This window comes from Paraburkholderia sp. BR10936, from assembly GCF_040965735.1.
GTDB classification, from domain to species: Bacteria; Pseudomonadota; Gammaproteobacteria; order Burkholderiales; family Burkholderiaceae; genus Paraburkholderia; species Paraburkholderia nodosa_A.
On record NZ_JBFRCM010000019.1, the window covers coordinates 137,199 to 157,489 of the forward strand.

Sequence of the window (20,291 nt, forward strand, 5' to 3'; positions counted from 1 at the left end):
GGGCGTGCCATTGCGAAGGGTGCGTTGGCCCCTTTTACCCACACTTTGAGACGGAGTGCATCCGCTGCGCGAGGGCAAAAAAAACGGCGCCTGAAGGCGCCGCAACCAGAGAACAGAAAAGCAATCGTCAGACCTTCGTCCTGTGCTGGGCTCAGCTCAGCTCAGCTTCGTGACCGGCGCAACGGCCGCCGGATCGCTGATGCTCGGCCGGCCGTTCTCGATGTGTCCGGCGAAGCGCCAGGCAAACGTCGCGTCGTCGCGGCTCGTGACCGTGAGGTCGTACCAGTGATGGCTCGAGGCAAGAACCCAGACTTCGTCGATTTGCGCGCCGGCCGGCACGACGACGTTGCGCTCGTGCGCGCCATAGGCGTTGTCGGTCACGTTCAGGTGCGCGACGCTGCTGCCCGCGTTCGAGAACCTGAGGAAGAGGTTGCCGTTGGCCACGTCGTAATGCGCCGTCACGGCAGGCGCCGGTGCGCGGCCCGACTTGCCCGGACCCGATTGCGCGGCCGTACCCGCAAAGCGGCGCAAGAAGCCGTTCGGGCCATGCACCTCGAACGCATAGACGCCGTTCGTCACGGTGAGGTCCCACGTGTCGTCGAGCGACTTGCCCGCTTCGACCGTATAGCGCCACGGGCCGTCACTGCGGTTCGTGCCGTACACGTAGAAGTGCGCGCCCTGGCGGCCCTTGTTCGCGAACGTGATCGACAGCGTGTTGTTCTGCGCTTCGGCCTTCCCGTTCACATGAAGCTCGTAGGGCAGCGCACGCGCGTAGCGCACGCCGGGCTCCTGCGCGTCGATCGGCAGCGGCGTGGCCGGCACCGTGGGCGCCGAGTTGGCCGAGCACTGCTTGTCGGCGAGCGCCATGTAGTTGCTCGTGTCGGGCAGCGCGGGCATCGTGGCGTCGGGCGTGCGGAAGTCGAAGCACGTGGTGAGGTCGCCGCACACCGCGCGGCGCCACGCCGTGATGTTGGGCTCCTGCACACCGAAACGCGCCTCGATGAAGCGGATCACCGACGTGTGGTCGAACACCTGCGAGCAGACGAAGCCGCCCTTGGTCCACGGCGAGACGACCGTCATCGGCACGCGCGGTCCGAGACCATAGGGCAGGCCGTCGGCAGTGTACTTGCCGCCGCGCAGCGGGTTGACCACGTTGTGGATCTCGCCGGCCACGCTCACCGTCGACTTGCCCTGCGCGGACGTCGTGGGCGGCTGCGGCGGCACGATGTGGTCGAAGAAGCCGTCGTTCTCGTCATACATGATGAAGAGCACGGTCCTGCTCCACACATCGGGATTCGAAGTCAGCGCTTCGATGATCTGCGAAGTGTATTCGGCGCCATAGGCCGGCGTGTACTTCGGATGCTCCGAGAACGCCGCGGGGGGCAGCAGCCATGAGACTTGCGGCAAATTGTTCTGGAGTACGTCGTTTTTCAGGTCGGCGATGGTGCGCACCGTTTGCGCGCGCTGATAAAGCGCCGAGCCGGGTTGCGCGTTGATGAAGTTCGCGAAGTTCTGCAGGATGTTCGTGCCGTAGTTGCCGTTCAGCGGGTCGCTGCCGTTCGTGCCCTGCTGGTAGATCTGCCAGGAGATGCCGGCGGCCTGCAGGCGCTCGGGGTAGGTCGTCCACGAAAGCAATTGGTACGTGGGCGGCACGTCGCCGTCCACGAAGTCGTTGTTGTCGAGTAGCGGGCCGCCCATCGTGCCGGTCGGATCGACCATGCCGGTCATGAGATACGAGCGGTTCGGGTGCGTTGGGCCAGGCAGCGAGCAGAAGTAGTTGTCGCACACCGTGAAGGCGTCGGCCAGCGCGTAGTGGAACGGAATGTCCGCGCGAAGGTAATAACCCATCGTCATGTCGGTCTTGTACTGCGGCCACTGGTTGTACAGACCGTTGTTGATTGCGTACTGCGTCGGGTACCACGAGTGGTCGAGGTCGCCCACGCATTGCGCGCTCGTCTTGAACGTGTCGAGGTGGAACGGCAGCACGGGCTTCGTGGCGTCTTCTTTCGACGGCTGGTACCACACCGGCAGGCCGCCCGGCAGCGCAATGGGCAGGCGGTCGTTATAGCCGCGTACGCCGCGCATATGGCCGAAGTAGTGGTCGAACGAACGGTTCTCCTGCATGAACACGACGATGTGCTCGACATCGCGGATCGTGCCGGTGCGCGAATTGGCCGGAATGGCCAGCGCATTGCGGATCGATTCGGGAAGAACGGTCATCGCTGCGGCGGCGGCGCCCGATTGCGCGACGGTCTGCAGGAAACGGCGACGGCTGTTTGACGTCATTGTTGCTCACCTTTCTGCTTGGGGTTGGAGTGTCGTGCCCGACGGCGTACTCGCACAAGGGCACGCAGGTGCAATGCTTCAATGGCTGGATGTTGCGGGACTGCCGGAATCGTTGCCGTTGCTGGCCTGGGTCTGCGCGCTGTCTCCCGGCGCGTAGCTCAAGACCGGCGTGACCTGGTCGCTGTCGGCGGCGAGGCTGGCCTGTGCGCCTTGCACGGGGTCGCTCGCGTTGTTCGTGGCGGTGGCCGCGTTCGCGCCGTAAGCGGGTATGGCGCTCGGGTTCGCCGAAGTGTCGGTCGAGGCGTTCGCCGACGCATTCGCCGCCGTGTTCGTGTCGGTCGGCAGCGGCGATATGCGCGCGCTATTCGCCAACGGCGATTGCGATTGCGTTGCGGCGCTCTGACTTTCCGATGGATCAGCCGTCGACGAAGCTGCCGACGAGCCGTCGCCCGGGCCGCATGCAGCGAGCATGATGGTTGCGAGTACAACGATCGCCGCGGTCGACAGGGTCGTCGACACGCGGTTGGGAAGGCGTATTCTCATGTGCGCATCCGTTCTGTGGGGATGGGTCGCGCACAGTTTCGCCGTCGATGAAGAAAGAATTGTGAAATGCACGAAAACGTTTGCACACGATGAATTTTCTTTGCAAACGTGCCGTGCGATAACCAATCGCTGCCGATCGCTAGTTAACGAAATCCTTTCGCTTTCCAGAGCCGTTTTCGTGAGCGGGACGCAGCACGTCTGTCGCGCGATGCGGCATCTCGACTTGATCGATCAGGAACACTTCGCCGCGCGAGTGCTCCGCGCGCAGCGGCAGGATCGCCTGATAGGCGCTCGAGCGATACCAGGCGCGCGCGATCTCGCGGTTCGCGAATTCGATCATGATGAGGTCGCCGGAAAACTTGCCCTCGAGCCGCTCCACGCGTCCTCCGTGAATGATGAAGCGGCCGCCGAAAGGGGCGAGCGTGGCGTCGATCTTCTCCAGATATTCGACGATGGCGGGGCAAGGTTCGACGTCGCGCAGATGGGCAATGGCGTAGGCGGTCATGGCAGGTCTCGTGAGCGTGAAAGGGTGGGGCCACGCTTGCGAGAATAGGGCGCGCCGGGCAGGGAATCGATTACCTGGGAGGTAAAGACCGCGGGAGTGGCGGCCCTTCCTCTCGATTAAGCCTCTCTCGAAAGGCTTTTTCTTGACCTGTATCGGGCTAAGGCACTATTTACCCAATTCCCATTGCACCTTCATTGCGCAGGAGAGATCCCTCGGGTAGAAGTGTGGGTTCACCGTTCTAATCGCGCATGGCTGTTCAAATGGCCCCGTTGTGGCGCGAGGCTCATTCGCTTTTCGAGGGAGTATTTCGATATGCCAATTCCTGCTCATTTATGGCTTAAAGATGATGGTGGCGCCGATATCAGGGGCTCGTCGACGGTCGAAAGTCGTGAAGGGAGTATCGAAATCATCAGCTTCAGTCACGGAGTCAACCTTCCCGTGGACAGCATCGCCGGAAAAGTTACCGGTGCGCGCACGCATGCGCCGATGGTGATAGAGAAGGAATTTGATGCCTCCAGCCCTTATCTTTATAAAGCAGTATCAAGAGGGCAAACGCTGAAATCAGCGGAAATAAAGTGGTATCGCATCAATGACGCCGGAAGGGAAGAGGTGTATTTCATCATGCTCCTGGAGGGTGTGAAAATCACTGGTGTCAATCCCGGTATGGTTAATATCAAGCTGGCACAAGCATCGGCGCTGAATCACGTTGAATGTGTTTCCATGATGTACGATCGCATCACGTGGCACTACACGGATGGAAACATAAAACACACCGACGCATGGACTGAGCGCTGATTATTGGGAGAAGCGTCAAATGGCCCTGCAAGGAAAATTCTTCGTGAACAACGCGCCTTTCTCACCTTTGGCGATTTGCGGAGTCGGAACGTTTAGTGCGTTCTCGGGTAACGGTATATATCGCAACCGGGGAGGGTGTACAGCAATTCCGGACAACGGTCCGATCCCTTCCGGTCGATACTGGATAGTGGACCGACCTAAAGGTGGTATCGGGTCGCAGGCCTGGACCTGGACGAAAGACGCGTGGAATACCGTCACTGGTATCCCTTCCCATCATTCGGAGTGGTTCGCGCTCTACCGCGACGACGGAAAGATTGACGATTTCACGTGGGTTAAAGGCGTAGAGCGCGGACACTTCCGCTTGCATCCGGCTGGAGGCCGCGGTATCTCGTTAGGCTGCATCACCTTGCCGAGTTATGCCGATTTCGCGAGGATCCGGCAGGCTCTGTTGCACACGCCTGCCGTCTCGGCTCGTGACTCGGGACTTCGCGCGTATGGAACTATCGAGGTAATAGCATATGGCGACACTTGCCCGTAGGCTCGCTAAAGCGACATTGTTCGTCGGATTGTTTTTGCTTTCCGTTCGCTACGTCCATACGTATCCGCTGCGGATGCCTGAGAGCCAGCTTTCCATGTGGCTATCTGTTTCAAACCGCATGGGTATCCGGGATCCGGACGATCTCTACATTCCAGTGATGCTAATTGCAGAACTCGTCGTTACGGTTTTTCTATATGCGACGATCGTCAAATTCTGGCGCTACTACTGGACAAAGCGCCGGGGCATGACGGCCCGAGGCTAACCGTAATGCCGTCGGAGTGCGATGTTGGTGAGCGGAGCGTCGAGCGCTGTGATCTGCTCAGGTTCGAGCGGCGCTGTCCATGCAAATGCCTATTGTGGCGCGGGTCAATCGCCTGGCATCTCTGAGAGTAAAATACCCACCATCCGCACTCCGGATCGAGACGCTTTCGTTTTCCGCCATCGCCGCCATGAACCCGTCACCCGAGAATAAACCCGCGCGCAAGCAGCCGCCCACGTGGCTGCTGAACACCCTCACTGCGCTCGTGGGCGTACTCACGCTCGCGCTGGGTATCGGCTGGATCGTCTACAAGTGGGTCGTCGATCTGGAGATTCCGTACTTCGCCATTCCGCTCGTCATGTGCGTGCCGGTGATCGCCGCCGTGGCGTTCCGCAACATCTGGGATTGAGGCGCGGTAGCGCCTCCCTCATCCCCCGAAATCCCGCGAATTTTCAAACGCCGAAGCGCTCCGCGCATGCCGCGCGCACGCGCTCCACAACAGCGCTCCACGCCTCGTTCATACGCTGGCGGAACAGGCGCATCGTGCCCGGATACCACGGCGAGTCTTCGCGCTCGTGCATCCAGCGCCAGTCGAGGTCGTACTGCGGCAGCAGCACCCAGCACGGTTTGCCGAGCGACGCCGTCAGATGCGCCGTGGACGTATCCACGCAAATCACGAGATCGAGCTGCGCGATGATCGCCGCGGTATCGACGAAATCGCGCACGTCGGTGCCGAGGTGGAGCAGCGGCAGGCTCGCGGGCGGATTCTGCGCCTCGTCTTCTCCCTGACCTTTTTGCAGGCTCACGAACTGCACGCCCGGCAGGTTCCAGAGCGGAGCGAGCGCGGCCAGCGAGGGCAGCGAGCGATGCGCGTCGTTGAAATGCTTCGGATTGCCCTTCCAGATGATGCCGATGCGCGGGCCCGGCGCGAGCGTGGCGAGGCGCGCCCCCCAGTGCTCGACGAGCGCGGACTCGGGCGTATAGATGAGCGGCGCGGGGATGGTCTCCAGCGTCGTGCCCAGGCGGTGGGGCACGCTGATCGGGCTCACCCAGTAGTCGAACTGGCCGGCTGCCGCTGCGCCGGCTTCATGGCCCAGCACGGCGTCGATGCCGTCCACGCTGCGAAAGAGCCGCTGCAGGGGCGGCTGGCAGGCGAACGCGACGTGCGTCGCGCCCTGTTCCTTGAGCAGGCGCGCGTAGCGCCCGAATTGCAGCATGTCGCCGAGGCCGTCTTCCTGCCATAGCAGCAGCGATTTGCCGGCGAGCGGCTCGCCCTGCCAGGCGGGACACTGGAGCAGACGTTGCGTCGCGTGATGCACGAAGCCGGGCATGGTGTAGCGGCATTCGTAGCGCGAGAAGCCTTCTTCGAAGCGGCCCATGCTGATGAGTAGCGTGGCGAGGCGGAACTTCGCGTCGCCGTATTCCGGGTTCGCGTCGAGCGCGCGGCGGTAGCCGGCCTCGGCTTCGTCGAGCCGGCCGTATTCCTTGTGCAGGCTCGCGATATTGAAGTGCGCCTCGGCGAAATCGGGCCGCACGGCGATGGCTTCCTGGAGCACGTCGAGCGCTTCGGCGCGGCGCCCGAGCGCCATCAGCACACAGGCGAGATTGTTATACGCCTCGACGCGGCCCGGCAGGCGGCGCAGCGTCTCGCGATACGCCGCTTCGGCCTCGGGCATCCGTTCGAGCGTATGCAGCGCGACGCCGAGGTTGTACTGCGCTTCGGCGTGATTCGGCGCGAGTGCGAGCGTCTGGCGAAAAGCCGTCTCCGCCTCGGGTACGCGCTCGAGGTCGGTGAGCACGCAACCCAGGTTGTTCAGCGCATCGACGAAATTGGGGCGAATCTGCAGCGCGAGACGCACCGCGAGTTCCGCTTCGGCGAGCTTGCCGGACGCCTTGAGCAGCGTGGCGAGATTGTTGAGCGCCTCCGGATACTGCGGATGGATCAGCAGGGCCTGGCGAAAAGCTTCGGCGGCTTCGTCGCCGCGTGCCTGATCCCGCAGCAGTGTGCCCAGCGCGTTGTATGCCTTCGCATGACGCGCATTCGCCGCGACGGCGCCGCGAAACGCGTTTTCGGCGTCTGCGTGGCGGCCTTGTCCCTGTAGCAGGAGGCCGAGGTTGTAGTGGGCGTCGGCGTGATCTGGGCGGTCCACGAGCACGGCGCGAAAGGCGGCTTCCGCTTCGGCGTGGCGCGCCTGGCGCTGCAGGACGACGCCCAGGTTGCTGCGTGCGTCGGCGTCGGCGGGCGTGAGGCTCAGCAGCCGTTCATAGAGCGCCTGGGCCCGATCGAGGACGCCGAGCGCCGCAAAGAGTGCAGCGAGGCCGCTGTACGCCTGCGCGAAGTCGGGTTTTGCCGCGAGGCAGCGCTGCCACAACGCCTGGGCGCGCGCCGCGTCGCCCGTACCCATGGCGCTCAGGGCCGCGAGATTGAGCGCCGGCGCGAGCGCGGCGTCGTCCATTGCATCGGGTTGGCCGCCGACATGCGGTTCGAGCAACGCGAGTGCGTCGGCGAAGCGGTGCGCTTCGCAATGCGCATTGGCTTCGAGCAGGATGTCGTCGGGGGCGGGCGCGAGGGGCGTCGACATGGTCACAGTGAAAATCGTAAGAGACGGGGCGCGACGCGTGGGCGACACGGACAATGCGGCAGTGTCGAGATTACGACAGCTCGTGCTCAGTCAACGGCGCGAATTGAGCGCATCCGGTGCGCTTATTCGGGCGATAAGCGCATCCGGCCCGCAAAAGCTTGCAGGTGGCTTGCAAAATGGAGCGAGCGCCCGGGGTAGACCATAGGGGGCGTTCGGGGCGCTTGCGCGCGCAGAAGGGGAATCGACGCCGTGGGCCGATCTCCCCGGTTGATTCGAATTCCGAACGATTTGCTATCGCGCGCGCCGAAACAGGCCGCGCGCGATGCAACGCATCAGGGCACCAGTATTTGCCGCCCGACCACCTTGCCCTGCATGAGCGCTTCGAACGCCGCGTTGATTTCCGTGAGCGGCCGCGTGGAGACGGGCGAGGGCTGCATCTTGCCTTCGCGCATCAGCGTCACGAGTTCGCGCAACTCGGGCAGCGTGCCCACGTAGCTGCCCTCGATCCTCAACGGCCGCATCGGGATGACGGGCAGCGAGAGCGTGAGGTCGCCGCCCATCAGCCCGACGATCACCACGTGGCCGCCGCGCGCGCAGGAGTCGAGCGCGAGCTTGACGGTGGGCGTCGCGCCGACGAGGTCGAGCGCCGCGCGTGCGCCGCCGCCCGTTGCCGCGATAATTTGCTGCACGGCGTCGTCCGCGCGCGCATCGATTGCCGCGAGCGCGCCCGCCGCAAGCGCGGCTTCGCGCTTCGCGGGGTCCACGTCCACGACGATCGCGCCCTGTGCGCCCATCGCCTTGAGCACTTCGAGCGCCATCATGCCGAGGCCGCCCGCGCCGATCACGACCACGGGGCCTTCATGGATGCGCGCGCCGAACTTCTTCACCGCCGAATACGTCGTCACACCCGCGCAGGCGAGCGGCGCGGCCTTGACGGGATCGAGGCCGGCGAGATCCACGAGATAGCGCGGATGCGGCACGATCACGTAATCGGCAAAGCCGCCGTCGCGCAGCACGCCAAGCGATTGCGGCTTCGCGCAGATGTTCTCTTCGCCGCGCTCGCAGGCCGCGCATGCGCCGCAGCCGATCCACGGATGCACCACTACCGACGTGCCCGCCGCGAGCGCTTCCGGTGCGCCTTGCGCGTCGGGGCCGAGCGCCGCAACCTCGCCGCAGATTTCATGGCTCGGCGTGAGCGGCAGCTTGATGCCGCGGTCGGCGAGCGAGAGCTTCTTGCCGCCGCCCAGGTCGTAATAGCCCTCCCAGATGTGCAGATCGGAGTGGCACAGGCCCGCGGCCTTCACACGCAGCAATACCTCGGTGCCCTTGGGTTCGGGCACGTCGCGCTCGACCAGTTCGAGCGGCTTGCCGTGATGGATAACGCAGTAACAGCGCATTTGCATCGATGTCTCCGTGAGTGTTGTATACGGCGGCCATGCCCGGCCAGACGATTGCGGCGTCTTTGCATCATAGCCGATGCCGTCTAAATTCGTCCGATCGTTCTATTTTCTGCTGCTGCGCGCTTTGATTTGTCAGAAGGCCCGGCACATGCGTTCGGAGTAGATCGTTGCATAGCTAACTATATTGGGTTATCCTGTGTGCATGTTCGATCATTGCCTTTACTTCAACACCACGGCGCTCGCGCGGCGCCTCGAGCGCGAATGGGCGCAAGCCTTCGAGTGCTTCGAGCTCACGCCGCCGCAGGGTTTCATGCTGCGCGCCGTGCTGGAGCGTCCCGGTTTGCCGCAGCGCGAACTGGCCGATCTGCTCTCCATCGCGCGCCCCACGGCCACGCGCGTGCTCGACGGCCTGGAGGCGCGCGGCTACGTTGAGCGCCAGCGCACGGATGGCGACGGCCGCGAAGTGGCGATCGTGCCCACGGCCCAGGCCATCGCGATTCGCGAAGCGCTCAATGCGGCGAGCGCGACGGTCGCGAGCCGCCTGAAGCGCACGCTCGGCGGGGAGGCGTTCGTGGATACGGTGTCGCGTCTGCGCACGGCGCGGGCCACGTTGGGCTGATGTCGGGCTGCAAACGTGCGGCACGCGTCATGCGCCGCCACGCTTCATTCAAAAAGGCATTAAAGAGTAGGGAGTGGCATCATGCGGCGCATTGGCGCTTTCTGTATTTCAACCTGGCTTGCGGCCGCGGTTCTTTTTCTCGGCCGCCATTCGGTGCCGTTGATGGCGCTCAGCGGTGTGATCGTATTCGCCGGCTTCGATCTTTTTCGTCCGGATTCGGGCGACCGGTAAAGCCGTGCTGCGAGCGCCCCGCATGATGCGCGGCGCTCGCGGTCCTTCACATTTACATCTCTTCGGCCCACGACATGTTCTCGCGCGCGAGCAGCGCCGACGATGCCGCCGGCCCGAACGTGCCCGCCGTGTAAGTGCGCGGGCGGTCGTTCAGCTCCTTCCAGCCGTCGAGAATCGGCTCGACCCACGTCCATGCGGCTTCCAGTTCGTCGCGACGCATGAAGTGCGTGAGGCGGCCGCGAATCACGTCGATCAGCAAGCGCTCGTAGGCTTCTGCGCGGCGCTCGGGGATGGCCTGCTGCAGGTCGAGATTCAGGCTCACAGGCAGCATGTTCATGCCGCTGCCCGGCTCCTTCGCGAGCATCTGCAACTGGATCGACTCCTCCGGCTGCAGCTGGATCACGAGGCGGTTGCCGTAATTGCGCGGGCCGCTCGGGAAGATGGAGAACGGCAGGTCTGCGAATTCGATCACGATTTCCGACTGGCGCTTCTGCATGCGCTTGCCCGTGCGCAGGAAAAACGGCACGTTGGCCCAGCGCCAGTTGTTGATGTGCGCGCGCAGCGCGACGAACGTTTCCGCCTTGCTGTCGGCCGGCACGTTGTCTTCCTGCAGATAACCCTTCACGGGCTGGCCGTCCACGGCGCCTGCCGCGTACTGGCCGCGCACGGTGTCGCGTGCGATATCGGCGAGCGACATGGGGCGCAACGAGCGCAGCACCTTGAGCTTTTCGTCGCGCACGGCGTCCGGGTCGAGCGAGACGGGCGGTTCCATCGCCACGATGCACAGCAGTTGCAGCAGGTGGTTCTGCACCATGTCGCGCAGCGCGCCGGTGTGATCGTAGAAGCCCGCGCGGCTGCCCACGCCCACCGTTTCCGCCACCGTGATCTGCACGCTGCGGATATACGGCGCTTGCCATAGCGGCCCGAAGATCGGGTTGCCGAAGCGCAGCACCATCAGGTTCTGCACCGTTTCCTTGCCCAGATAGTGGTCGATCCGGTAGATCTGCGATTCGGAGAAGTGCCGGCCCACCGATTCGTTGATCTCCTGCGCCGAGGCGAGATCGTGGCCGAGCGGCTTTTCGAGCACCACACGCGAGCTGCCGTCGATCAGGCCGCCCGCCGTGAGGTTGTCGCAAATCGTCGTGAACAGTTCCGGCGAAGTCGAGAGATAGAACACGCGCAGGGCATGCTCGCGCGACGCCGCCTTCAGGTTCGCGTAATTGACGGGGTCGTTCACGTCGATGATCACGTACTGGAACAGGTTCAGGTAGCGGTCCCACGCTTGCGCATCGAACGCTTTCGCGTCGATGAACGGACGCGACTGCTCTTCCATGAACTTGCGATAGTCGTCGATCGTCCAGTTCTTGCGGCCCACGGCAATGATGCGCGTTTCCGGCGGCAGGTTGCCGTGCAGGTGCGCCATGTAGAGCGCGGGCAGCAGTTTGCGCGCGGCCAGGTCGCCTCCGCCGCCGAAAATGATCATGTCGACGGGCTGTTCGGGCAAGGCTTGGGCAGGCTGATTCGTCATGGCAGGTCGGAGGTGACGCGCGCTCGGGCAACGTTGTTGAGCACGACCGCTAGCGCGCGGTTGCAGAACCCGCACCCGGCGCAAGAGCGGGGTGCGGCGAAAACGCTAATGGTGCATGGTTTCGCGCGAGTTTGCACGCATGGCGCGAACGAGCCGTCGCGCGAGACGCCTATCGTCGATAAACCGACCGGCCGTTCATGCATCCATCGCCTGGCAGCGAGCCGATCCTTACCCGAGCCCCGGCACCGCCACGCCGAAGGTCGTGAGCACCAGCACGACATTGAGCGAGAGCACCGCGGCCGCGCCCGCCACGGCTGCCGCAGCCGTGAGCGCGCGGTTGCGATGGGACCCCATCACGTCGCCGCGACCCGTGAACCAGACGAGCGCGGCCATCGGGAACGGCAAGGCGAGGCTCAGCACGACCTGGCTCATGACGAGCGCGTCGGTGGCGTTCACGCCCAGCGCCACCACGACGAAACTCGGCACCATCGTCACCGCGCGGCGCAGCCACAGCGGAATGCGAAAGTTCACGAAGCCTTGCATGATCATCTGCCCCGCAAGCGTGCCGACCACCGAGCTCGAAATGCCCGAGGCGATCAGCGAAACGAGGAAGATGCTGGCGGCTGCCGCGCCCAGCAGCGGCGCGAGCGTGCGGTAGGCGGTCTCGATTTCGGCGACATCCGCGTAGCCCTGGTGGAACGCGCCGGAGGCCATCACCACCATCGCCATGTTGATGAGCCCGGCCACCGAAAGCGCGACCACGACCTCGACGTTAGAAAACTTCACGAGGCGCTTGCGCTCGGCGTCGTTGCGCGCAAGCACACGCGCCTGGGTGAGCCCCGAGTGCAGAAAGAGCGCATGCGGCATGACCGTGGCGCCGATGATGCCCACCGCGATCGTCACGGCTTGCGCGTCGGGCAGGCGTGGCGTGGCGAGGTGGCGCAGCAGGGTCTGCCACTCGATCGGCGTAATGAAAAGCTCCAGAACATAGCAAATGCCGATCACGCCCACGAGCGCGCCGATCAGCAATTCGAGCGGCCGGAAGCCCGCGCGCTGGAGAAACAGCAGCGCATAGGTCACGACAGCCGTGACTGCCATGCCCGCGAGCAGCGGCAGACGAAAGAGCAGCGCAAGGCCGATCGCGCCGCCCAGGAATTCGGCGAGATCGGTGGCCATGGCCGCGATCTCGCTCACGCCCCACATGAGCCACACGAGCGGCGCGGGCAGGCTGTCGCGGCACAGTTCGGCGAGATTGCGTCCCGTGGCGATGCCGAGCTTCGCGGAAAGCCCCTGAAACAGCATGGCGATGACGTTGGCGAGCAGCACGACCCAGAGCAGCGCGTAGCCGTAGCGCGCACCGGCCTGGATGTTGGTAGCGATATTGCCGGGGTCGATATACGCCACCGAGATGACCACGGCCGGACCCGCAAGCGGCAGCAGAAGGGCGACGCCGCGGCGGCGTCCTTCGAGCGCTTCGCGTACCGCGGCGGCCGTGTTGCGTGTGAGGCCGTCGGGGGCGCGCTGCACCTCGTCATCGCGGGCGCGATGATCCATGCAACTTCTCGCGCGGGCCGGGGTCAGAAGACGCAGCCCATCGCTCTGTGGCACGCATCGAGCAGGTGTGAATACGTTGAAAGTGCGTCATCGGAATCGGGCCCTCACGCGTTAAGCAGGCAATCCGCACGACTGTCTTGGCGCTATCTCAGCACAAACCGGCGCGCCGCGCCTTCGCTGCTCTCTTTCCCTTACGAAATGCCTGAATTCCCGATCTTTTCGTTTACACCGGTCCGTATGAAGAAACCGTTCGCGACTGCGCTGCTGATAAGCGGCCTCGCATGGGGCGCGCTCGCCCACGCCGACGACAAGGTCATCGTGCTCGACTCGGGCGAGGCGAAGCTCTCGCTCATCGACCAGGCAAGCCGCACCGTGGTCGGCACCGAGCCCACGGGCAAGGAACCGCACCACCTGATGATCACTCCCGACGGCAAGTCGCTCATCGTCGCCGATTCGGTGTCGAACGACCTGCTGTTCCTCGACCCGCATACGGGTCAGGTGCAAAGCCGCCTGGAAGGGATCGAAGACCCGTACCAGCTCGGCTTTTCGCCCGACCGTAAATGGTTCGTGACCGCGGGCCTGCGACTCGACCGCGTGGACGTCTATCACTACGACGGCAAGAACCTCACGATCGCCAAGCGCATTCCGCTCGGGAAAACGCCGAGCCACATCACGTTCGCCTCCGACAACAAAACGGCATTCGTCACGCTGCAGGACACGGGCGAAGTGGCCGCCATCGACCTGCCGACGCAAACGGTGCTCTGGAAGCTGCAGGTGGGCACCACGCCCGCGGGTCTGTGGATGACGCCGGGCGACAAGTACCTGCTCGTGGGCATGACGGGTGAGGACAACGTGGCCGTGGTGGACTGGCACAACCGCACGGTCGTGAAAAAGATCCAGACCGGCCGCGGCGCGCATAACTTTCGCAATCTGGACGATGGCAAACATATTGCCGTGTCGAATCGCGTCGAGAGCACGATCAGCATTCTCGACTACACGACGCTCACGAAAGTCGCCGACATCACGGGCCTGCGCCCCGGTCCCGACGACATGGAACTTTCGGCGGACAAGCGTTACCTATGGGTGACGTTCCGTTTCGCGAAGCACGTGGGCATCATCGACCTGAACACGCGCAAGCTGATCGACACGATCGCGGTGGGCCGCTCGCCGCATGGCATCTACTTCGCGAACAGCGCGCCGGTGTACGCGCCGAACCCGGACTGATTGAGGAGTCTCGATGCTCGATACGCTGATTTCGCAGGCCGACAACCTCGTTTCGTGGCTGCAGACGCTCGTCTACGTGGACGTGGTGCAGCCGGTCTTCTACAAGGTCGGCCTGATGGGCTACGACGAGGACACCTATGACGCGCTCTATTGGGTGATCGTCGGCGTGCTGCAGATCTGCGCCTCGTATGTGCTGCTGCGCCCGCTCGAAGCGCTGCGGCCCGCGGAAGACTGGGGCGATCGCCGTGCGCTGCGCGCCGACGTCTGGTACACATGGATCGCGAAACTCGGCATTCTGAACATCGCGTTCTTCTTTCTGCTCACGCCCGTGTTCAATCACTGGCAGAGCCTGATGGCGATCCACAACATACCGAACATCGAAGTAGATAGCCTCTGGCCCGGCGTGACCGACAAGCCGATCGTGTCGTTCCTGATCTATCTCGTCGTGCTCGATTTCGCGGGCTACTGGTATCACCGCTGGCAACATCGCTTCGGCGTGTGGTGGGAACTGCACGCCGTGCATCACAGCCAGCAGCAGATGTCGCTGTGGTGCGACGATCGCAATCACTTCCTCGACGATATCGTGCAGGCCGCGTTCTTTGCGGGCATCTCGCTCCTTATCGGCGTGCCGCCCGCGCAGTTCGTCGTGCTCGTGGCCGTGAGCAACTTCATGCAGAGCGTGCAGCACGTGAACGCGCGGCTCGACTTCGGCTGGCTGCTCGAGCGCATCGTCGTGAGCCCGGCGTTTCATCGCCGCCATCATGCGATCGGCTATGGCCACGAGGGCACGCGCTACGGCTGCAACTTCGGCGTGCTGTTTCCGTGGTGGGACGTGATGTTCCGCACGGCGTCGTGGAACAAGCAGCATGAGCCGACCGGCATTCGCGACCAGCTGCCCGCGCCGCACGGCCGCGGTGCGAACTATGGCGAAGGCCTGCTCGCGCAGCAGTGGTTTGCGCTCGTGCGCATCGCGCGGCGCCTCGCGGGCAAGGGGTATCCGATGGGGGACGCGGCGCGCTGAGCGTTGCGGTGTTCGTTGGGGTTCCTCGTGCGAGGCGGTCTTCGGGCCGCCTCGTTTCGTTTCAGGACGACGTGTCATGCTGTTTCGGGATGCCGGCGGCGCGCCGGATGCGATAATCGCGCATTCGTCCACCACACATGCATGATGCGCGCGTCAAAAGCGCAGTCGGAGAACATCTTGAGCCGTATCGACAATCCGCAGCACGACCAGGAAGTCGGCGTGGCCGACGCCACCCAGGACACGACCCGCATCGACGACACGCGCATCGGCGCCGTGCGCCCGCTCATCTCGCCCGCGCTGCTGCTCGACGAGCTGCCGGTGCCTCAGGAGACGCAAACGCTCGTCGAGACGAGCCGCAGCGAGATCGCGGATGTGCTCGCGCAGCGCGACGACCGGCTCGTGGTGGTGGTGGGCCCGTGCTCGATCCACGACCACGACCAGGCGATCGAATACGCGAAGCTGCTCAAGGCGAAGGCCGATACGCTCGAGGACGACCTGCTGATCGTCATGCGCGTGTACTTCGAGAAGCCGCGCACCACGGTGGGCTGGAAGGGCTATATCAACGACCCGCGTCTGGACGGCAGCTTCCGCATCAACGAGGGCCTGCGCGCCGCGCGCCAGTTGCTGCTCGACATCAACGCGCTCGGTCTGCCCACGGCCACGGAATTCCTCGATCTGCTGAGCCCGCAATTCATTGCCGACCTCGTGGCGTGGGGCGCGATCGGCGCGCGCACGACCGAAAGCCAGAGCCACCGGCAGCTCGCCTCGGGCCTCTCATGCCCGATCGGCTTCAAGAACGGCACCGACGGCGGCGTGCAGGTCGCCGCCGACGCCATCGTCGCGGCGCGCGCGAGCCACGCGTTCATGGGCATGACGAAGATGGGCATGGCCGCAATCTTCGAAACGCGCGGCAACGACGACTGCCACGTGATCCTGCGCGGCGGCAAGAGCGGGCCGAACTACGATGCGGCTTCTGTGGCGGCGTGCTGCGCGTCGCTTGCGAAGGCGGGGCTGCGCGAGCAGGTCATGATCGACTGCTCGCACGCGAACTCGAACAAGGCGCATCAGCGCCAGATCGACGTGGCGCGCGATATCGGCGAGCAACTGGCGGGCGGCGACAAGCGCATCGTCGGCGTGATGATCGAGAGCCATCTGGAAGAGGGGCGCCAGGACCAGAAGCCGGGCGTGCCGCTCAAGCGCGGCGTGTCGATTACCGACGCGTGCATCAGCTGGGCGCAGACGGCGCCGGTGCTCGATGGGCTGGCGCAGGCGGTGCGGGAGCGGCGCAAGGCGGCCTGAGGGCGCTAACGCCCCTTGCGCGAGCCTTTCTTCGCAGACGTTGTTCGCGGCGCCTCCTTGACCGGCGCCGCCACTCCCACACTCGCATTCAGCTGCTCGAGCCACGAAAGCGCATCGGCATAGGCGAGAAATTGCTGCAGATAGCCCGGCGACACTTCTCGCATCAGCGAGAGCGCGCGATGCACGAGGCTGCTCGAATTGAGCGGCCCCGCGTTTCTGGGCACCTGGTCCAGCGACTGCCGCAACTGCTTTTCGGAGCGCACGCGCAACCACGTTTGCCGAAAGTATTCGACCAGTTCCGGGTCCGGCTCGTGCCGCACGCGCGTCGCCGGTTGAGCGGGTTCCGCACGCGCGAGTGAATCGACGAGGCGGCCCAGCTCGCTTCTCGGCGTATCGCCGTCGAACTGGTGCGTGATTTTCGATGTCTCGCGTGCGAGGTCGTCTGAAAAGGCTTTAAGTAGTTGTGCGAGTCGCGCGTCGATGAGCCGGCGCGCTTCACCCGCGTGTGCGGCGGCGCGGCGTTCCAGCGCCTCGATGAAGTGAAAGCGCACCGGGTCGAGCTGATCCGCCCCGCGGGCGCGCCAGGCGTCGAGCAGCGCGCGGGCGTCGGACGCAGCGGTTCGTTCGACCTCCAGGCCCGCATCATTGAGCATGCTTGCCCTCGCCGACGGTCGGCCTCGGCACCGGCGCGATCTCCACGCGGCGGTTCTTCGCGCGGCCGGCTTCATCCGTGTTGGCGCTCACCGGCTGCTCGGAGCCGAACGCCGCCGCGAACACCGACGACGCGGGAACGCCCGCGTCGATGAACGAGCGCGTGACCGTCAGCGCGCGTTCGGCCGAAAGCTCCCAGTTGTCGGCGAAGCGGCGGTTGCCTGCGTGCACCTGCTGGTCGTCGGCGAATCCGCTCACCATCAGGATTTCGTCGCGGCTCTTCAGATACGCCGTGAGCGGCCCGGCGAGGCTCTTGAGCAGATCGTGGCCTTGCGGCGTCAACTGGTCCGAGTTCAGCGCGAACAGCACGCTGCCGCTAATGCCGATGCGTCCGTTCACGAGCGTCACGCGCCCCGCCGCGAGCGGGCCCGCGAGCGCCTCTTCGAGCGTCTTGCGGCGCTCGGTTTCGGCCTTGCGCTGTTTCACCTCGTTCGCGAGCCGGCTCGACAGTTCGAGCTGCATGCCGACCACACCGACGAGGATCAGCAGGAACGCGCCCAGCAGCACCGACATCAGGTCGGCGAACGCGGGCCAGACCGGCGCAGCGGGGGCCGCGCCGCCGTCGATTTCGTCGTTCATGCCGCGTCCGCTCCGGCTGCGGCGCGCTGGCTCGCGAGCTGCTGCAGGTTCTCGACGATCTGCTTCTGCGACAGCATGCTCAGGTCGATGACCTCACGCGCTTGCGCCACATAGTAGGCGAGCTGGTCGTCGCTGCGCGCGAGCGATTTGTCGAGCGCCGCCTCGATGCGCTCCAGATGCGCCACGAGCTTGTCGTTCGATTCGCCGAACACGCTCACGGCCGCGCCGAACGCATCGCCGAGGCTCGCCACTTCCACGGCGCTGCCGCTGACCTGCGCGGCGATCGCGCCGAGCTTGCCGCTCCCGGCTTCGACGCTCGCGCTGAACTGGCCACCCACGCGCTCGAGCAGATCCGACGACGTGGAGACGAGCGCGTCGATCGCCGAGCGCTGCTCGGTGGAGGCGCGGTTCACGGCGTCGAGCAGCGTTTCGAGCGTGGCGAGCAGGCGGTTGCGTTCGTCGAGCATCGCGGTGTCGCGGACCATGCTGTCCGACAGTTTCTGGCGTAGCTCGGCGATGACTTCGGCTGCCGCCTGCGGCGCGGCCGATGCGGCCTGCACGAGGCTGCCGATTTCGGCGATCGTGCTGGCGTTATGGGCCTGCGATTGCGTGGTGATGTCGCTGGCGGCCTGGGCGAGCGTTGCGCAGATTTCCTGCTGGCGCTGCGCGGTGGCCGCGCTCGTGGCTTCCCATTGCGTGCGCAATGCAGCCGACATTGCGGCAAGCGACGCGCTCCATGCTTCGAGGCGTTGCTCGTCGCGCGAGGAGATTTCCGCGTGCAGATTCGCTGCGGCCTTCGGCGCGTCGGCGGCGGCATCGACGAGACGATCGATCTCGGCAATCGTCTTGCTCGCCTGCTGCTGCGATTGCGTAGCGATTTCGTTCGCGGTCTGTGCGAGCGTGGCGCAGATTTCCTGCTGACGTTGCGCGGTGGCGGCGCTCGTCGCTTCCCACTCCGTGCGCAACGTGGCGGCCATCGCCGCGAGCGATGCGGTCCATGTTGCGATGCGCTGATCGTCGCGCGCGGAAATTTCCGCGTGCAGGTTTGCTGCGGCCTTCGGCGCTTGCGAGGCGGCATCGACCAAACGATCGATTTCGGCGATCGTCTTGCTGGCGTGCTGCTGCGCTTGCGCGGCGATGTCGTTCGCGGTTTGCGCGAGCATCGCGCAGATTTCCTGCTGACGCTGCGCCGAAACCGCGCTGGTCGCTTCCCACTCCGTGCGCAAGGTGGCGGCCATCGCCGCGAGCGCTTCGGCCCAGCTTGCGAGCCGCGCTTCGTCGCGCGCGCCGAGCTTCGTCTGCAGGTCCGCATGGGATGCATCGACCGCGCGCAGCAGCGACGCCGAATGCTGCTCGAACGCCGCCGCTGCCGTCGCGAGCGCCTGCTGGTTGCCTGCGGCGAGCTTCTCGCCGGCGCGTTCTTGCTGTTCGAGCGCCGCCTGCCATGCCTGCGACATCGTTCCGGACGCACTTTCGAAGCGCGTCGACACGCCATCGAGCAGGCCCGAGGCGCGTTGCTCGAAGCTTGCGTTGAAGCGCTCCAGCGCGCCGCCCAGGTCGGCGGCAAGCGCCTCGTTGGTCTCGCGGTGCTGCGCGAGCGCGCGGTTCCAGATCTCGGCCACGTTCGCCGTCGACGCCTCGAAGCCGCGCGCGAGCCCTTCGAGCTGTTGCTGCACGGCCTGCGTGAGCGCGCCCTGCATCGACGCCGATTCGCGCGCGAGGCTCGCCATAGTCGCTTCGACGACGGGCTGCAGCGCCGCACCCGCGGCGCGTGCGCTTTCGGCGGCGCTCGACTTGAGCGACTGGCCCACGGAAGCGGCGAGGCGGCTCCAGGCGCCTTCGGCGTTCGCGGCGAAGGCCTGTTGGGTCGCGATCTGCTGTTCGTGTTGCGCGGCGCCCTGGCGTTCGATCAGCGTCATCAGCGCGCCCAGCTTGTCGACCAGCGCTGGCATGGCGTCGGCCTGGCGCTGCAGCAGCTTGAACGAGGCTTCGCGCTGATGGGCCGGCGAGAAGGCGCGCAGCGTCGTCGCGATCTTCACGTCGAGCTGTTGCGCGGCTTCGATGCGGTCACGGCGGCAAAGCGCGGAGAGCAGGCCGAGCATGGCGGAGGTGGCCACACCGGCGATCGAGGTGCCGAACGCGAAGCCGAGGCCGTTCACCGGCGCGGCGAGCGAGGCGCGGATGGCGTCGAGGTCGGTGGCGCTTTCCAGCGCCGCGCCCGTGCCCTTGAGCGTGACGACCATGCCGAGCAGCGTGCCGAGCATGCCGAGCAGCACGAGCAGGCCCGTGAGGTAGGGCGCGAGCGCCGGGCCCGGCAGGGCCACGCGCTCGCCTTCGATGCGCGCGCGCACGGCGTTGCGCAGGCCCGGATGCAGCGTGTCGAGCCAGCCCGCGAGGCGCGCGGGCGGCGTGTTCAGTTGCACGATGGCCCGGGCGAGCGTGGTCGTGGCCTGGTGGAAGCGATAAAGCTCCCAGGCGCCCGTGACATAGCACGCGCCGATCAGCAGCGTGACGGCGCTCGCAAGCGGGTTCGTGACCGCGTAGCCGGCGCCGATCCAGCACACGGCGGCGAGACCGACGACGAAGACAACAGGTTCAATGCGAAAACGGGACATAG

The 20,291-nt window shown here is 65.2% G+C and carries 19 protein-coding genes; 9 read left to right on the forward strand and 10 right to left on the reverse strand.

The annotated features are described in order from the left end of the window. Positions 1-156: 156 nt before the first annotated feature. From AB4Y36_RS32085 to AB4Y36_RS32095, 3 genes are all read right to left on the reverse strand, one after another. On the reverse strand, positions 157-2,286 hold the full coding sequence (locus AB4Y36_RS32085) for a phosphocholine-specific phospholipase C (RefSeq protein WP_368685134.1): 2,130 nt from the start codon (positions 2,284-2,286) through the stop codon (positions 157-159). Between the two features lie 78 nt (positions 2,287-2,364). Next, positions 2,365-2,829, reverse strand: coding sequence for a hypothetical protein (locus tag AB4Y36_RS32090; RefSeq protein WP_368685135.1), 465 nt, complete (start codon positions 2,827-2,829; stop codon positions 2,365-2,367). A gap of 139 nt (positions 2,830-2,968) precedes the next feature. Then, on the reverse strand, positions 2,969-3,334 hold the full coding sequence (locus tag AB4Y36_RS32095) for a DUF1330 domain-containing protein (protein WP_342950175.1): 366 nt from the start codon (positions 3,332-3,334) through the stop codon (positions 2,969-2,971). Positions 3,335-3,646: 312 nt separating this feature from the next. On the opposite strand from AB4Y36_RS32095, the gene AB4Y36_RS32100 reads away from it, so the two are divergent. The 4 genes from AB4Y36_RS32100 to AB4Y36_RS32115 all read left to right on the forward strand — a co-directional run bounded on the left by AB4Y36_RS32100 (position 3,647) and on the right by AB4Y36_RS32115 (position 5,335). Next, positions 3,647-4,129 (forward strand): Hcp family type VI secretion system effector, encoded by a 483-nt coding sequence (locus tag AB4Y36_RS32100; RefSeq protein WP_368685136.1) that lies wholly within the window; start codon positions 3,647-3,649, stop codon positions 4,127-4,129. 19 nt (positions 4,130-4,148) lie between these two features. Continuing rightward, positions 4,149-4,667, forward strand: coding sequence for a DUF2778 domain-containing protein (locus tag AB4Y36_RS32105; RefSeq protein ID WP_368685137.1), 519 nt, complete (start codon positions 4,149-4,151; stop codon positions 4,665-4,667). After that, entirely contained in the window at positions 4,648-4,929 is a 282-nt protein-coding gene (locus AB4Y36_RS32110) for a hypothetical protein (RefSeq protein ID WP_368604760.1), read from the forward strand. The genes AB4Y36_RS32105 and AB4Y36_RS32110 overlap by 20 nt, the downstream gene beginning before the upstream one ends. 187 nt (positions 4,930-5,116) lie before the next feature. Then, complete coding sequence (locus AB4Y36_RS32115; protein ID WP_028206128.1) at positions 5,117-5,335, forward strand: hypothetical protein; 219 nt, start codon at positions 5,117-5,119, stop codon at positions 5,333-5,335. Positions 5,336-5,378: 43 nt separating this feature from the next. Here the strand turns inward: AB4Y36_RS32115 and AB4Y36_RS32120 are convergent, their stop codons facing one another. After that, positions 5,379-7,508, reverse strand: coding sequence for a tetratricopeptide repeat protein (locus tag AB4Y36_RS32120; protein WP_368685138.1), 2,130 nt, complete (start codon positions 7,506-7,508; stop codon positions 5,379-5,381). Positions 7,509-7,840: 332 nt separating this feature from the next. Further along, positions 7,841-8,905 (reverse strand): alcohol dehydrogenase, encoded by a 1,065-nt coding sequence (locus AB4Y36_RS32125; protein ID WP_368685157.1) that lies wholly within the window; start codon positions 8,903-8,905, stop codon positions 7,841-7,843. 205 nt (positions 8,906-9,110) lie between these two features. Between AB4Y36_RS32125 and AB4Y36_RS32130 the strand changes: the two genes are divergently transcribed. Both AB4Y36_RS32130 and AB4Y36_RS32135 read left to right on the forward strand, forming a co-directional pair. Continuing rightward, positions 9,111-9,527: a MarR family winged helix-turn-helix transcriptional regulator gene (locus tag AB4Y36_RS32130; protein WP_133180547.1), complete on the forward strand. Its 417-nt coding sequence runs from the start codon at positions 9,111-9,113 to the stop codon at positions 9,525-9,527. Positions 9,528-9,608: 81 nt separating this feature from the next. Then, a complete protein-coding gene (locus AB4Y36_RS32135; protein WP_176732918.1) occupies positions 9,609-9,758 on the forward strand; it encodes a hypothetical protein in 150 nt (49 codons plus the stop codon). Positions 9,759-9,810: 52 nt separating this feature from the next. Here AB4Y36_RS32135 and zwf read toward each other — a convergent pair whose 3' ends face one another. Both zwf and AB4Y36_RS32145 read right to left on the reverse strand, forming a co-directional pair. Beyond that, entirely contained in the window at positions 9,811-11,286 is a 1,476-nt protein-coding gene (gene zwf / locus AB4Y36_RS32140; protein ID WP_069266013.1) for a glucose-6-phosphate dehydrogenase, read from the reverse strand. A 228-nt stretch (positions 11,287-11,514) separates the two neighbouring features. After that, a complete protein-coding gene (locus AB4Y36_RS32145; RefSeq protein ID WP_368685139.1) occupies positions 11,515-12,840 on the reverse strand; it encodes an Nramp family divalent metal transporter in 1,326 nt (441 codons plus the stop codon). Between the two features lie 237 nt (positions 12,841-13,077). Between AB4Y36_RS32145 and AB4Y36_RS32150 the strand changes: the two genes are divergently transcribed. From AB4Y36_RS32150 to AB4Y36_RS32160, 3 genes are all read left to right on the forward strand, one after another. Beyond that, complete coding sequence (locus AB4Y36_RS32150; protein ID WP_342950169.1) at positions 13,078-14,064, forward strand: beta-propeller fold lactonase family protein; 987 nt, start codon at positions 13,078-13,080, stop codon at positions 14,062-14,064. A gap of 13 nt (positions 14,065-14,077) precedes the next feature. Next, positions 14,078-15,085 (forward strand): sterol desaturase family protein, encoded by a 1,008-nt coding sequence (locus tag AB4Y36_RS32155; protein ID WP_368685140.1) that lies wholly within the window; start codon positions 14,078-14,080, stop codon positions 15,083-15,085. Between the two features lie 177 nt (positions 15,086-15,262). Continuing rightward, positions 15,263-16,384, forward strand: coding sequence for a 3-deoxy-7-phosphoheptulonate synthase (locus AB4Y36_RS32160; RefSeq protein WP_368685141.1), 1,122 nt, complete (start codon positions 15,263-15,265; stop codon positions 16,382-16,384). A 5-nt stretch (positions 16,385-16,389) separates the two neighbouring features. Here AB4Y36_RS32160 and AB4Y36_RS32165 read toward each other — a convergent pair whose 3' ends face one another. From AB4Y36_RS32165 to AB4Y36_RS32175, 3 genes are read right to left on the reverse strand one after another with little or no spacing between them, the layout of a single operon-like run. Continuing rightward, positions 16,390-17,037: a DUF2894 domain-containing protein gene (locus AB4Y36_RS32165; RefSeq protein ID WP_368685142.1), complete on the reverse strand. Its 648-nt coding sequence runs from the start codon at positions 17,035-17,037 to the stop codon at positions 16,390-16,392. Then, positions 17,027-17,674, reverse strand: a complete 648-nt coding sequence (locus AB4Y36_RS32170; RefSeq protein ID WP_069266008.1) for an OmpA family protein — start codon at positions 17,672-17,674, stop codon at positions 17,027-17,029. The genes AB4Y36_RS32165 and AB4Y36_RS32170 overlap by 11 nt, the downstream gene beginning before the upstream one ends. Then, positions 17,671-20,289, reverse strand: coding sequence for a DUF802 domain-containing protein (locus AB4Y36_RS32175; protein WP_368685143.1), 2,619 nt, complete (start codon positions 20,287-20,289; stop codon positions 17,671-17,673). The genes AB4Y36_RS32170 and AB4Y36_RS32175 overlap by 4 nt, the downstream gene beginning before the upstream one ends. Between the last annotated feature and the right edge of the window lie 2 nt (positions 20,290-20,291).